Genomic DNA, 12,989 nt, shown 5'->3' on the forward strand with positions numbered 1-12,989 from the left:
CGCTCCCCCGCTCCGCTCTCGTTCCGCCTCGTCTCAGCCGCGCCGCGCGACGATCCGCGCCATCCACGCCTCGACGTCGTCGGCGGACCGCGGGAGCCCCGCCGACAGATTGCGGTTGCCGTCCTCGGTCACCAGGATGTCGTCCTCGATCCGGACGCCGATGCCCCGGTACTCCTCGGGCACGGTCAGGTCGTCCGGCTGGAAGTAGAGGCCGGGCTCGACGGTGAGGCACATGCCGGGCTCCAGCGTGCCCGCCACATAGGTCTCGGTGCGGGCCACGGCGCAGTCGTGCACGTCCAGGCCGAGCATGTGGCCGGTGCCGTGCAGCGTCCAGCGGCGCTGCAGACCCAGCTCCAGGACGCGCTCGACCGGGCCCTCGACCAGACCCCATTCGACGAGCTTGGTGGCCAGGACGCGCTGGGCGGCGTCGTGGAAGTCGCGGTACTTCGCGCCCGGCTTGACCGCCGCGATGCCCGCCTCCTGCGCCTCGTACACCGCGTCGTAGATCTTCCGCTGGAGCGGGGTGTAGCTGCCGCTGACCGGCAGGGTGCGGGTGACGTCAGCGGTGTAGAGCGTGGTGGTCTCGACCCCGGCGTCGAGGAGCAGCAGGTCGCCGGAGCGGACCGGGCCGTCGTTGCGCACCCAGTGGAGGGTGGTGGCGTGCGGACCGGAGGCGCAGATCGAGCCGTAGCCGACGTCGTTGCCCTCGACGCGGGCGCGCAGGAAGAACGTCCCCTCGATGTAGCGCTCCGAGGTCGCCTCCGCCTTGTCGAGGACCTTCACGACGTCCTCGAAGCCCCGCACGGTCGAGTCGACGGCCGACTGCAGCTGGGCGATCTCGAACTCGTCCTTGACGAGGCGCTGCTCGCTGAGGAAGACCCGCAGCTCCTCGTCGCGCTCGGCGGTGACCTTGTCGGCCAGCGCCGCCTCGATCCCCGCGTCATGGCCGCGTACGACGCGCACCGGGCCGGTCGCGGCGCCCAGCTGGTCGGTCAGCTCGCGCACGTCCTGGGCGGGCAGGCCCAGCAGCCGCTCGGCCTCGCCGAGGCTGTGCCGCCGCCCGACCCACAGCTCGCCCTGGCCGTCGAGCCAGAACTCGCCGTTGTCCCGGTCGGAGCGCGGCAGGAGGTACACCGTCGCCTTGTGGCCCTCGCCCGCGTCCGGCTCCAGCACCAGGACGCCGTTTTCCGTCTGGTCACCGGTGAGGTACGCGTACTCGGTGGCGGCGCGGAAGCTGTACTCCGTGTCGTTGGAGCGGGTGCGGAGGTTGCCCGCGGGGATGACCAGGCGCTCGCCGGGGAAGCGCGCGGAGAGCGCGGCGCGGCGGCGGGCGGTGTTCGGGGCCTGTTCGATGGGGCTCAGGTCGTGCAGCTCGGTGTCCGCCCAGCCGGACTTCATGTTCTCGGCAAGCTCGTCGGACACGCCCGGGTAGAGGCCGTTCTTCCGCTGCTTGATCGGCTGCTCCTCGGCCTCCGGGGTCTCCAGGGCGTCAGGAGTGGGCTCCTCGGTCACGTCATCCTCCTCGAACTGGACCTCTCCCATGGTAGGTCCCGGGGGCGCGGCGCCCGGGAGACGTCCCGGGCGCCGCTGATCATTCGAAGTGGGCGACGAGCAGGACGATGTCCTCGGAACCGTCCCCCGCGGCGGGCCCGCGAACGGCGTCACCGGTCTCGCGCGTGCCACCGGTGCCACTGGTGCCGCCGGTCATGTCGGTGTCGCCGGTGTCGCCGGGGAGCATCGTCAGCAGCACGTGGTCCGCGAAGTCGTCCGGATCGGCGCGCACCGCCCTGGGGGCGTTGGCCGCGGCCGCGTGCAGCCGGGCGAAGGCCCGGTCCATCGGCTCACCGGTGCGGTGGAGCAGCCCGTCGCTGTAGAACAAAAGCGTTTCTCCGCAGGCGGGCTCGATCTCCACGCTCGGCGCCTCCCAGCAGGAGAGCATGCCCAGCGGCGCGGACAGCGTGGTCTCCACGAACTCCGTGCGCCGCTCCCCGGTGATCAGCGGCGGGCAGTGCCCCGCCCCGGCCAGCAGCACCCGGCGCGCCCCGGGCTCGCAGTAGGCGAACAGGGCGGTCGCGGAGCGGGCGGGCTCGGTGAGCCGCAGCAGCAGTTCCAGATCGGAGAGCACGGCGACCGGATCCTCGCCCTCCATCACGGCGTACGCGCGCAGCGAGGCCCGCAGCCGCCCCATCGCGACGATGGCGCTCGGCCCGGAACCGGTGACCGCGCCGACCGACAGCCCGAGGGCGCCGTCCGGCAGCGGCAGCGCGTCGTACCAGTCCCCGCCGCCCCGTGCGCCGGGGCGGTGGCGGACGGCGAGGCGCACCCCGGGAAGCCGCGGCAGCCGGGTGGGCAGCAGCTCCTCCCGGACGGTCGCCACGGTGGCGCGGGCGCGGGCCAGTTCGATCAGCCGGGTGATGTGGGCGGCGGCGTAACGGCAGTACAGGGCCACCAGATGGCGCTGGTGCTCCTCGGGCTCGGCCGGTTCGTCGTAGAGCCAGGCGACCGCGCCGAGCCGCCCGGCGGGCACGCCCGCCAGGCCGGGGGCACCGGCCGGGGCGGAGGCCTGCGCGGCGCCCTGCCCCGCCCCGCCCGGCGCCGTACGGTCGCCCGCGCTGCCCGGGGGCGCGTCCTCGGCGGCTTCGGCGGGCGCGGGGACGATGGCGAGCCCGGGGCCGCTCCCGGGGCCGGGGAACGGGTCCAGCGGGACCGCGTAACTGGCGGCGAAGCCGAGGCGGGCGGCGACCTCACGGTGGCGGGGGTGGAGACCGGCCTCGCCCGGGATGTCGGGATGGGCAACGGCGGGGTGGCGCTCGCCACCCGGTTCGGGCAGCCCGTCGAGGAGATGGCCCGCGGGCGCGGAACTGCCCGGGATCGTCTCGATCTGGCCGAGGTCGGCGCGGCCGAGGCCGAGGCCGACGGTGGTCACCGGGCCCTGCCCGTCCGCCGGTTCGAGCGAGACCAGCCCGCGCTGCGCGCCCACGAGCGCGGCGCCCGCACGCAGCAGTTCGCGCAGCGCGTCGTCGAGGGCGCTGGTGTGGATCAGCCGCTCGGTCAGCTCGTGAAGGGTCGTGAGATCCGATACCCACCCCGCCAGCCGGTCCTGTACACCGGGCGCCGGTTCGCCGGACTGCGCGGCAAGGGGCGGGGTGATGGGGTCGGCAGTTTGCGTGGGTGCGGGGAGGGAAGAATCGATTCCAGCCACTTTCGGCGGATGGGGCGAGTTCATGGACCGCTGCCTTCACCCGCTGCGCCCAGCTTGCTCAATAGCATCGCAAACCCCCTGTCATGCTGCGCCGCTACTGTGCCGCTACTGTCTCCAGATGTACACGCACGGGAGAGCCGATGTCCAGCATTGTCCCGGTGGTCTTGTTAGTGTCTGTGGGGAATTGAACTTGGCTGAAAAAAAGTCGCTAGGCTGCCAATTTGAGGTCGACTGACGTCATTCGACAGCGCGTCGTCTCCATCGCGGCGGGTACACATTCGGAGAGGGACTGGGGCAGTTCGGACCGCCCCGGAACCCTGCGGCCGGTCCAGGCGTCATAGACCACAACGGCCGCGCCCCTCCCCGAGTGGCGAGGAAACGCACCACCCAGGACGGTAAGCGCCATGCGCGCGCCACCCCTCGCCACGTTCCACGCTCGGCCCGCGGCGTGATGCGCTGCCTTGTACGCGCAGTGACTTGTGATCCACGTGCTGTGAGTGGCCGAACGACGCCCGGCAGCGCCACGTAGTGCCATGTGAAGTGCCACGAAGTGCCATGTAGTGCGAACGGATACAGCCCTCGGCGTTAACGGAAAGGAACGAGCGCTCATGCGCGAGATCCTCGGAAGGCGACGCAAGTTCTCGCTGCGGCGCGGCGCACGCTCGCCGCTGCTCCGCGCGGCGCTCACCTGCGCCAACGAGTGGCAGTGGCCCGTCCTGCCGGGTATCGGCCTCCAGCCCGGCGGCGGGCGCATGCGGGTGTGCGGCTGCCCCGACCCGGACTGCGCGGTGCCGGGCGGACACCCCTTCGACCCCGTTCTCCTCGCGGCCACCACCGATCCGCGCATGGTGCGCTGGTGGTGGACCAACCGCCCCGGTGCGCCGCTCCTCCTCGCCACCGGCGGCACGGCCCCCTGCGCGCTCAGCCTGCCCGCGGTCGCCGGGGCCCGGGCGCTGGCCGCCTTCGACCGGGCGGGCGTCCGGCTCGGCCCGGTGGTCGCCACGCCCACCCGCTGGTCGCTGCTGGTGGCTCCGTACACCCTCGAAGAGCTGGGCGACCTGCTCAACCGCCAGGACTGGGTGCCCAGCTCGCTGCGGTTCCACGGCGAGGGCGGCTATCTGGTGCTGCCGCCGTCGCAGACGGGGCTGGGCCGGGTGCGCTGGGAGCGGGCGCCGCAGCGCCGCGGGCGGCCCTGGCTGCCGGAGGTGGCCACCGTGGTGGACGCGCTCGTCGAGGCGAGCAGCAGCGCGCCTGACGGGGGCAGTCGGCTCGCCTACTGACCCGGCCGTTGACCCGGCCGTCTGCTGGCCGGACATCCGTCAACGAACACTCGTCAACGAAATGATGGTGAACGCCACACGCGGCGCGGCCCAGGGCCGCGCCGCGTGTCGTGCGTTCGGGTGATCTTCAGCGCCGCCGTGATGCTTCAGTGCCGTGATCTTCAGCGGCCTGCGCGCGCCGCCGGAGGAAGTCGACTGGGAGCCTGCGGCGGGGGCAACTCCCGCGGCGCCGCGGCCGGTTGGTCCGTACCGGACCTGTGCCTTCCGGTGCCGGACATGGAAGCGCCCGGTCGCTGGCGACGGGGGATGCACCAGCGACCGGGCTTTTAGAACCGTAACAAGAGATCGGCGCTAAGCAAATTCGATCGCGGATTTCCGGACGCGTACTTGCAGGCCGTAACAGTGAGTTGTGAGCAGCGTCACGCGGTCCGGGGGCCCGGCCGATCCCGTCCGGAACCTCAGCTGAGCGTCACCTGACGGTTGGTGAGACCGCCCCGGGCGCGGCGCTGTTCGGGGGTGAGCGGCTCGTCCGACGCGAGGGCCTCGCCCAGCCGTTCCGCCAGCTCCGCGGCCGGCTTCTCGGTCTCCTCCGCGCCCATGCCGCGGGGCAGGTCCCACACCGGCACGGTGAGCCCGTGAGCCCGGAAAGAGCCCACCAGACGGGTGTCTTCGCCCAGTGAGGACGCCCCCGCCGCGTGCAGCCGCGCGAGCGCGTCGAGCAGCTTCTCCTCCGGGTGGGACATCACCCACCGCAGGTGGTTCTTCTCCGGCGTCTCGCACCAGTAGGCGGCCTCCGCACCGGTGAGCCGGACGGTGGGGATCGCGGCCGCGTTGGCCCGTTCCAGCGACGCGGCGACCTCCCCGGTCGCGTTCGCGGCGTCCTCCAGCCAGAACTCGAACCCCTCGTGCAGGGTCGGCGTGAAAGCGCTGTTCGGGTCGAGCAGATCCTGCAGGCGCGGACCGTCGCCGGGCGCCCGCTGGGCCGACACCGGCGTGCCGGGCTCGGCGGTCAGCGCGCGCCGCAGCGTGTCGGCGAGATCGCGGCTGAGGTCGCCGGAGGCCGTGTCGTTCTGCAGACCGACCAGCACCGCGCCGCTGTCCCGGCGCAGCGCGGGCCAGGCCATCGGCAGCACGGTCGCCAGGGTGACCGACGGCACGCCCTCGGGCAGCCCCTCTGCGAGGTTCAGGCGGACGGTCGCGGCGGGCACCAGCTCGCGCAGCGCCACCCAGTCGCATTCGCCGGGGAGCCCTTCGAAGGGCCGCTGCACCAGCTCGGTGACGGCGTGGGCGGCCTCCCGGCCGTGGCAGGCCTTGTAGCGGCGGCCCGAACCGCACGGGCAGGGCTCCCGCGCACTCACCACGGGGATGTCGCCCGTGGCGCCCCGTGATCCTGCGGCCTTCGTCTGGGGGCGGCGCTTCTTGGCCATGATGTGGCTGTCTCCCGATCGTGGCGGCTCAGGGCTCGTGCGTACGGCCCGCATACGGCTCGTATCGGCTACGGCTCGTATCGGCGCGTACGCCGTCGTACGGCTACGCGTACGGGCGGGAGCCTAGCCCGTCGGCCGAACGTCGTCGGCCAGATGCGCCGCGTCGGTCACGCCAGCTCGTCCAGATCGGCGAAGCCCAGGTCGCGGTCGAAATCAGGATCGATGTTCGTGTCGATATTCGCCACGATGCCCGCCCCGGCGCCCGGGCCGCTCTTCGGGCCGCTGTGCGCGGCGCTCTTCGGGCCGCCGTGGGCGCTGCTCTTCGGGCCGCCGTGGGCGCTGCCGCTCGTACCGTGAAGGCCGGGGGCCAGTTCCGCCCCGAGGTCGGGCGGCAGCACGACCCGCCCGGAGAAGCCGGTGTCGGCCGGGAGGAGGGCCCATACGGTGACCTCGCCCGTGCCGTCCCGTACGCCCCAGTCGTCGGCCAGGGACCTGATGATGTTCAGCCCGCGGCCGCCGCGGGCCGTAACGGAAGGTTTGGCCGGAAGTGGCCTTGTGGGGCCACCGCCATCCGTGACTTCGATCGTCACCCGATCGTCTTCATCGACGCTCCACGCCGCGTGAACCGTCTCGCCGCCAGGGCCGGAGCGCCATGGGCTGCCATGTCGCCACGCATTGCTGAGCAGTTCCGAAAGGATCAACACTGCGTCGTCTATGACCGAATCCGATACCCCAGTCCTGCCCAAATCGCCGCGCATCCAGTGTCGTGCCGCGCGGACGCCCGCAGGACCATGGGGTACGGCCATGGTCGACGACGTCGGCACCTTCTGTGCCACCACCAACGCCACCCCCGAGACCTCCTTCGCCCCACGCCAGGGGATGGATGCCCCAATGGGCTGGAGCGGAAACCGGCCAAGTGGCATCGTGTGACGCACTCGTCACGATCGAATACGTAACGAACGCGCCGGTGCACGCCTTGTAATGCCCACTATGAACGCCCGAGTTGGGACAGTACCTGTTTGGGGCGATTCGTGATCAGTGCGTCGACCCCCAGCCGCACGCACAGCTCGACATCGGCCGGTTCGTCGACGGTCCACACGTGCACTCGGTGCCCCGCGCGCCGCAGCCGCGCCACATAGGTCGGGTGGTTGCGCACGATCCGGATGCTGGGGCCCGCGATGCGCACCCCGGGCGGGAGATGTCCGTCCCGGTGGCGCGGCAGGACGAACTGCATCAGATAGACGGTGGGGATGGCGGGCGCTGCGAGCCGCACCCGGTGCAGCGAGCGCGCCGAGAAGCTCATGACGCGCACGGGCGGCGGCTCGCCGGGCGGCGGCGCGTCGAGCCCGTACCGGCGCAGCAGCTGGATCAGCCGGTCCTCGACCTGGCCCGCCCACCGGGTGGGGTGCTTGGTCTCGATGGCCAGTTCGACGTGGCGTCCGGTGTCGGCGATCAGGCCCAGCAGCCGTTCGAGAGTGAGGACGGACGTACTGTCGCGGCTCTTCCGGTCCGGCGCCTCCTTGTCGGTGGCCTGCCCCTTCCAGGACCCGAAGTCGAGGGCCGCGAGATCGGCCAGCTCCAGCCCGGAGACGGCGCCGCGGCCATTGGAGGTGCGGTCGACGCGCCGGTCGTGGACGCAGACGAGGTGGCCGTCGGCGGTCAGCCGGACATCGCATTCCAGAGCGTCGGCGCCGTCCTCCAGCGCCCTGCGGTACGCGGCCAGGGTGTGCTCCGGCGCGTCCTCGGAGGCCCCGCGGTGAGCCACGACGGACACGGTGTGCGGACCCGGGCGGATGTCCCGGTCAGAACGCGCATAGGTCACCGCGTTATGGTGCCACCGCCCGGTGTCCATTGGTGGAAGGTTCCTCTTCCGGCCGTTGCCCGGAATGGCGGTAGGGCGAATTGTCCGGGATAAAGGGTGGTAGTCCACACGGCCGCCGCTCCTTACGGCGGTCTGACGCGCCGTGGGAAAAGCTGACAACGGTAATACGTACGCGTGGGCCGTCATGGAAAAACTGTCGTGCACCTGAGGAGACAGCTGTGAGCACCGAGAACGAGGGCGCTGCCGTACCGCCTGCGGCCGGGCCGCACCCGGCCCCTCCGGCGCCGCACCCGAACCCCGCGGTGCCCCCCGCGCCGGACTTCGAGCCCACCGCGGGCACGAAGCCGGCCGCCCCGGACGCGCCGATAGGCCCGGCCCCGGCCCAGGCCGCCCCGGCCCAGGCCGCCCCGGACCACACGGCTGCGGACCAGACCGCTTCGAACCACACGGCTTCGAACCACACGGCTTCGGATCAGAGCGCTCCGGACCAGATGGCGAAGGCGGGCGGCCCGGCGCCGTCCCCCACCCCTCCGGCCCAGCCCCCGGCTCCGGCCCAGCCCCCGGCGGCATTCGCGTCGACCGGCGCGGGCGACTCCGGCGGTGCTCCCGGCTACGGCGCCCCCGGCTCCGGCCCCGGACCGTGGCCCTCCGACGGCGGCCAGCCGGGCGGCCCCGGCTACGGCGCCGAGGGCGGCGGACCGGGCGGCCCCGGCGGCCCGTGGGGCAACGCCCCCGTACCGCCGCCTCCCGGCCCTCCCGGGACCCCGGAGCGCAAGCCCCGCGGGCTCGTGGCCGCCGTCCTGGCCGCCGTGCTGGTCGCGGGCGGCATCGGCGGCGGCGTCGGCTTCTGGGCGGCCGACCGGGAGAACGACAGCGGCGACACCACCACCGTCTCCGCCGTCGGCAACCCGAAGGCGGAAAGCCGCGCACCCGGATCCGTGTCCAACATCGCGGGCAAGACCCTGCCGAGCGTCGTCACCATCGAGGCGCAGGGCAACAACGGTGAGGGCGGCACCGGCACCGGCTTCGTCTACGACAAGCAAGGCCACATCCTCACCAACAACCACGTCGTCGCCTCCGCCGCCGACAACGGCAAGCTCACCGCCACCTTCTCCAACGGCAAGCGGTACGCCGCCGAGGTCGTGGGCAAGGCCCAGGGCTACGACGTCGCCGTCATCAAGCTCAAGAACGCCTCCGGCGCCAAGCTCAACCCGCTGCCGCTCGGCAACTCCGACAAGGTCGTCGTCGGCGACGCCACGGTCGCCATCGGTGCCCCGTTCGGCCTGTCCGGCACCGTCACCACGGGCATCGTGAGCGCCAAGAACCGGCCGGTCGCCTCCAGTGACGGCGGCGGTGGCAACGCCTCCTACATGAGCGCCCTGCAGACCGACGCCTCCATCAACCCCGGCAACTCCGGCGGCCCGCTGCTCAACGCGGACGGCGGCGTCATCGGGATCAACTCGGCCATCCAGTCCGCGGGCAGCGGCAGCGGCCTCGGCGAGTCCCAGCAGTCCGGCAGCATCGGCCTCGGCTTCGCCATCCCGATCAACACGGCGAAGAACGTTGCCCAGCAGCTGATCAAGACCGGCCAGCCGGTCTACCCGGTGATCGAGGCCACGGTCAGCATGAAGGACAGCGCCTCGGGCGCCACCATCGCCGCCAACGGCGCAGGCGGCAGCCCCGCCGTCGTCCCCGGCGGCCCGGCCGCCAAGGCGGGCCTCAAGTCCGGCGACGTGATCACCAAGCTCGACGACACCGTGATCGACAGCGGCCCGACCTTGATCAGCGAGATCTGGACCCACAAGCCCGGTGACAAGGTCACCCTCACCTACAAGCGCGACGGCAAGACGTCAACGGTCGACGTCACCCTGGGGCAGCGCAAGGGAGACAGCTGACACGCTAGGCTGATCCCCGCGCCCCTTAAGGCGGCGCGGGGAGGCTTGCCCGAGCGGCCTAAGGGAACGGTCTTGAAAACCGTCGTGGCAGCGATGTCACCGTGGGTTCAAATCCCACAGCCTCCGCAGCGTTACGGCCCCTGACCAGGTAAGACGGTCGGGGGCCGTAGTCATGCGCGCCACCCGCAGGACACCGCCGTTCCCCACGATTCCCCGACCGATCGGGCACGGAAGGGGCACGGCCGGACACCGGCTGAGAGGGCCCTCGCCGACTACCGATTGATCGGAATCTCGTACACGATCTCGCAGTGAGCGGCGGGTACGACGATGTCCGCTGTCTCCACCGGCCGCCCCTGGTCGCTGTAGTACGTCCGCCGGATGTGCGTGACGAGCGCGGCCTTCTGGATGCCGAGAAGCGATGCCTCCTCGGCGGTCGCCTGCCTCGGCTCCGGCTGCTCCACCGCATGGCTGACGGTGATTCCGATAGCCGCCATGCGGTTCACGACGCCCGCCCCGGCGTGCGGCCCTCCCTCGGGGAGGACGACGAGCGTGCCTGCGGTGAGGTCGTACGGCTCCCAACTCGTCGACAGCTGCACCGGCCTGCTGTCGGCCAGGAACTCGTACGACGTCCGGACGCACAACTCGCCCTCGGCGATACCGAGCCGCGCTGCGATCTCCGCCGGGGCCGGAACCTTGGCGTCGGTCCGGCTCTCCCAGTCGCCGTGCTTGCCGACTGCCCTCATGTCCGCGCGGAACGGCGACCCTTCGGGCTGCTCGCGCGCCGACGACCGGACGACCCGCACTCGTTGCCGAGGTTCGGCGACGTAGGTGCCCGATCCGGCTCGGCCCTCCAGCACGCCCTGGGAGATCAGCAACTCCTGCGCTCGGCGGACCACGTTCTCGCCCACCCCGTACTCCTGGCCGATCTGGGCGCGGGACGGCAGGCGTTCCCCCGGCTCCCATACGTGCTCCGCGATCCGCCGCCGGAGTTCGTCGGCGACGCGGAGATAGGGCGGCTGCTCAGGCATATGGAAAATCTAGTCCACTAGCTCTAATCTAGTTAACTAGCTTCACTGAAAGTGATCGCCGGTGACGGAGGCTGCCCTGTGCCCGCTTCGCGAGTTAGCGCGGCGACCATCGCCGCCCGGCTGTCCGCCGTCGGGCTCCCCACGCGCGTGGAGGAGTACGCCCGGTTCACGTCGGTCGAAGCGGACGTGCCGGAGTCGCTCTCCACCGAGTCATGGAGGGAGGTCCTGGCGGCGCTGGCCGAGGCCGATCGGTTCGGGCTCCTCGCCACCAGCCTGAACGGCCGCACTCTCCGGGCGGTCGTACACAAAGCGGTCCCCACGACGGGCGATGTCGGGGGACCGAGCCATCAGCGATAGGAGCTGATTCAGCGTGCTCAACCGTATCCGCCGCGCCGTCTCCCTCACCAGGGCGCGGCACGTCTCCAAGGGCAGGCACCGCCGCCCCTTAACGCCCTCCCGACCGCCAGCCGCAGCCTTCTCGGCGCCCGCTGACGAACCGACGCTCAGCCTGGGCCGGGCCTCCGACTGGGCGAGGCACCACTACTCGCTCACGGCCGAGGAAACCGCCCTCGTCCGTCCGTACGTGCTGGCCTGGGAAAGGCGCGCACGACGGCACCCGACGGTTGTCGTTGCTCCCCATCTGCCGACCGCGGCCCGGTCGGCCCTTCTGGGGGTCTGCTGATGCCCTCTCGACGGCAGACCCACAGCCCGCACGCCCCGGCCGCCCCGTACCGCTCGCCCGCCTGCCGGATCGGCACGCACGACGCCTGCACGGAGTCCTCTCCGGCTTCGGCGCCGGTCGACGTGCCGTTGATCTACGAGGCGTGTGGCTGCCCGTGTCACTCGGCGTCCGGCCAGGCGGGGCAAGCAGAGGTGAAGCAATGAGCGACTGGGCACCAGGCCGCGCGCCGACATCCACCGGCGAGATCCACCGAGAGGCAGACGCAGGGATGAGGGCACAGCACGAACTGAGGCTTCTCCCGTGGACGGGGCCTGAGGGCAAGCCGTGCTACCTGGACACCGACGACCGGGAGGGCTACATGTCCCGCTTGGCGGACCATATCGAGGCAGTGCAACTCGGGATGGCCGCCGAACTGCTCGGGCAGACAGTTCAGGTACTCGACGATGAGACCGAAGATCCGGAGAAACTGAAGCTCATCGCCGCGCAGTTGACTGGCGCACTGCGGGACGTGCTGCGCGTGGCTACCAGTCGCGGTCACCGTCTGGTAACGCCTGAGTAGCCCCCTCAGAGAAATGCCCGGTCGACTTGCCATCCCGGGCCCTGGATAGGTGCAGTTCAGCAGGGAGCCTCGGACATGGTTCGAGTCCTCCCTGCTTTTCTTGTTATGCACGTACGACAGCCGTTCTGCTGCGCTCGCTGACTCCCGTCTGCTCAGAGCGTGACAGGACCTGACGACAACAGCTTGGGAGGCCTGGGCGTTATTAGGCCTGAGCGCCCGCCTTGCTGACCTGCGGCGAAGTGGTTCTTGTGTCCTGACTGACTGCCGACACGTAGCCACTGTTCCCCCGTGGTTCCCCCAAGATCTGGCACGCATGGGGCACACCTGTAGCGAAGCTTGTCCTACTTGGTCGGGCCCCACGTCGGGTGCCGAGCTGATGAGTTGGTTCCCCACCAGGAACCAGCGCGACGGCAACAACGTTTGTAGAAGACGTGGATGGAGGAATCGCAGCAGTCATAGCCGGAGCCGTTGGCGTCGTGGGTGCGCTGGGGGGCGCCTTCATCGGGGGGCGGTCTGCAGTCAACGCCGCAGGCCTCAGCGGCGAGTTCAATCATGAGTTGTCCCGCCTGGAAGCTCGACGCCAGGCGTACAGCGCCTTGGGCACCGCCGCCTTCCTTTTTAGCCGAAAGGTCGCCAGAATCCAGAAGATCGTCAGTGAGCGCCTTTCTAATCCTGACGTCGATTTCGTGCCAGTCCCAGATCGTGAGCACGAAGAGCTTGACGAGCGACTTGACGAGGTGGCTCATGCAGCAATTGTCGTGCAGCTTCAGGGTCCCCACGAATTGGTTGATATGGCATGGGACATCTACGTCTACTGTCATCGCGCTGAGCGGGCTTTGGCTGAATATGCCGTAATCACTCGGTTCGGCGCGGCAGAATCCGAAGCAGCACTCGAAGAATCAGTAGACGCTGCCTCGCGGGCGCGAGGGATCTTTTTGGGTAACGGACGCGCCTACCTAGCCGGGGATCCGATACCGGTGCAGGGGGAACCCTATCGCCGAGGTGTTTGATCTGCCTATCGTAAAGGGTGATCTCACGTCTGCCGCAGAGGGGGCTCACGCCGCAGCACACGAGACAGTTGAGTGCGGGGGAAA

The 12,989-nt window shown here is 70.9% G+C and carries 11 protein-coding genes and 1 tRNA gene; 5 read left to right on the forward strand and 7 right to left on the reverse strand.

The window, feature by feature from the left end; genetic code table 11:
- Positions 1 to 33: 33 nt before the first annotated feature.
- On the reverse strand, positions 34 to 1,542 hold the full coding sequence (locus tag ACZ6CL_RS06435; RefSeq protein WP_468931891.1) for an aminopeptidase P family protein: 1,509 nt from the start codon (positions 1,540 to 1,542) through the stop codon (positions 34 to 36).
- 49 nt (positions 1,543 to 1,591) lie between these two features.
- On the reverse strand, positions 1,592 to 3,226 hold the full coding sequence (locus tag ACZ6CL_RS06440) for a PP2C family protein-serine/threonine phosphatase (RefSeq protein ID WP_468931894.1): 1,635 nt from the start codon (positions 3,224 to 3,226) through the stop codon (positions 1,592 to 1,594).
- A gap of 584 nt (positions 3,227 to 3,810) precedes the next feature.
- Here ACZ6CL_RS06440 and ACZ6CL_RS06445 point away from each other — a divergent pair.
- Positions 3,811 to 4,482 (forward strand): bifunctional DNA primase/polymerase, encoded by a 672-nt coding sequence (locus ACZ6CL_RS06445; protein WP_468931897.1) that lies wholly within the window; start codon positions 3,811 to 3,813, stop codon positions 4,480 to 4,482.
- Between the two features lie 458 nt (positions 4,483 to 4,940).
- Here the strand turns inward: ACZ6CL_RS06445 and ACZ6CL_RS06450 are convergent, their stop codons facing one another.
- The 3 genes from ACZ6CL_RS06450 to ACZ6CL_RS06460 form a co-directional block, all read right to left on the reverse strand.
- Positions 4,941 to 5,909: a DUF5926 family protein gene (locus ACZ6CL_RS06450; RefSeq protein ID WP_468931900.1), complete on the reverse strand. Its 969-nt coding sequence runs from the start codon at positions 5,907 to 5,909 to the stop codon at positions 4,941 to 4,943.
- A 167-nt stretch (positions 5,910 to 6,076) separates the two neighbouring features.
- The gene (locus ACZ6CL_RS06455; protein ID WP_468931903.1) at positions 6,077 to 6,757 is read right to left on the reverse strand and encodes an ATP-binding protein; all 681 of its coding nucleotides are present in this window, start codon (positions 6,755 to 6,757) and stop codon (positions 6,077 to 6,079) included.
- 140 nt (positions 6,758 to 6,897) lie between these two features.
- On the reverse strand, positions 6,898 to 7,761 hold the full coding sequence (locus ACZ6CL_RS06460) for a glycerophosphodiester phosphodiesterase (protein WP_468931906.1): 864 nt from the start codon (positions 7,759 to 7,761) through the stop codon (positions 6,898 to 6,900).
- Between the two features lie 188 nt (positions 7,762 to 7,949).
- On the opposite strand from ACZ6CL_RS06460, the gene ACZ6CL_RS06465 reads away from it, so the two are divergent.
- Positions 7,950 to 9,626, forward strand: a complete 1,677-nt coding sequence (locus ACZ6CL_RS06465) for a S1C family serine protease (RefSeq protein ID WP_468931909.1) — start codon at positions 7,950 to 7,952, stop codon at positions 9,624 to 9,626.
- Between the two features lie 39 nt (positions 9,627 to 9,665).
- Positions 9,666 to 9,752, forward strand: a tRNA-Ser gene (locus ACZ6CL_RS06470).
- 146 nt (positions 9,753 to 9,898) lie between these two features.
- Here the strand turns inward: ACZ6CL_RS06470 and ACZ6CL_RS06475 are convergent.
- On the reverse strand, positions 9,899 to 10,654 hold the full coding sequence (locus ACZ6CL_RS06475; RefSeq protein WP_468931912.1) for a GntR family transcriptional regulator: 756 nt from the start codon (positions 10,652 to 10,654) through the stop codon (positions 9,899 to 9,901).
- A 78-nt stretch (positions 10,655 to 10,732) separates the two neighbouring features.
- Between ACZ6CL_RS06475 and ACZ6CL_RS06480 the strand changes: the two genes are divergently transcribed.
- Positions 10,733 to 11,011, forward strand: a complete 279-nt coding sequence (locus ACZ6CL_RS06480) for a hypothetical protein (protein WP_468931914.1) — start codon at positions 10,733 to 10,735, stop codon at positions 11,009 to 11,011.
- A 593-nt stretch (positions 11,012 to 11,604) separates the two neighbouring features.
- Entirely contained in the window at positions 11,605 to 11,895 is a 291-nt protein-coding gene (locus tag ACZ6CL_RS06485) for a hypothetical protein (protein WP_468933284.1), read from the forward strand.
- A gap of 341 nt (positions 11,896 to 12,236) precedes the next feature.
- On the opposite strand, the gene ACZ6CL_RS06490 is transcribed toward ACZ6CL_RS06485, so the two are convergent.
- Positions 12,237 to 12,641, reverse strand: a complete 405-nt coding sequence (locus tag ACZ6CL_RS06490; RefSeq protein ID WP_468931916.1) for a hypothetical protein — start codon at positions 12,639 to 12,641, stop codon at positions 12,237 to 12,239.
- Positions 12,642 to 12,989: the final 348 nt, after the last annotated feature.

The sequence above is a fragment of the Streptomyces sp. NPDC041200 genome, assembly GCF_055591805.1.

Bases quoted from the DNA above. Each gene is read 5' to 3' on its own strand.
- ACZ6CL_RS06440 (WP_468931894.1), bottom strand. From the start codon at position 3,226: ATGAACTCGCCCCATCCGCCGAAAGTGGCTGGAATCGATTCTTCCCTC.
- ACZ6CL_RS06490 (WP_468931916.1), bottom strand. From the start codon at position 12,641: ATGAGCCACCTCGTCAAGTCGCTCGTCAAGCTCTTCGTGCTCACGATC.
- ACZ6CL_RS06445 (WP_468931897.1), top strand. From the start codon at position 3,811: ATGCGCGAGATCCTCGGAAGGCGACGCAAGTTCTCGCTGCGGCGCGGC.
- ACZ6CL_RS06485 (WP_468933284.1), top strand. From the start codon at position 11,605: ATGAGGGCACAGCACGAACTGAGGCTTCTCCCGTGGACGGGGCCTGAG.
- ACZ6CL_RS06475 (WP_468931912.1), bottom strand. From the start codon at position 10,654: ATGCCTGAGCAGCCGCCCTATCTCCGCGTCGCCGACGAACTCCGGCGG.
- ACZ6CL_RS06435 (WP_468931891.1), bottom strand. From the start codon at position 1,542: ATGGGAGAGGTCCAGTTCGAGGAGGATGACGTGACCGAGGAGCCCACT.
- ACZ6CL_RS06450 (WP_468931900.1), bottom strand. From the start codon at position 5,909: ATGGCCAAGAAGCGCCGCCCCCAGACGAAGGCCGCAGGATCACGGGGC.
- ACZ6CL_RS06460 (WP_468931906.1), bottom strand. From the start codon at position 7,761: ATGGACACCGGGCGGTGGCACCATAACGCGGTGACCTATGCGCGTTCT.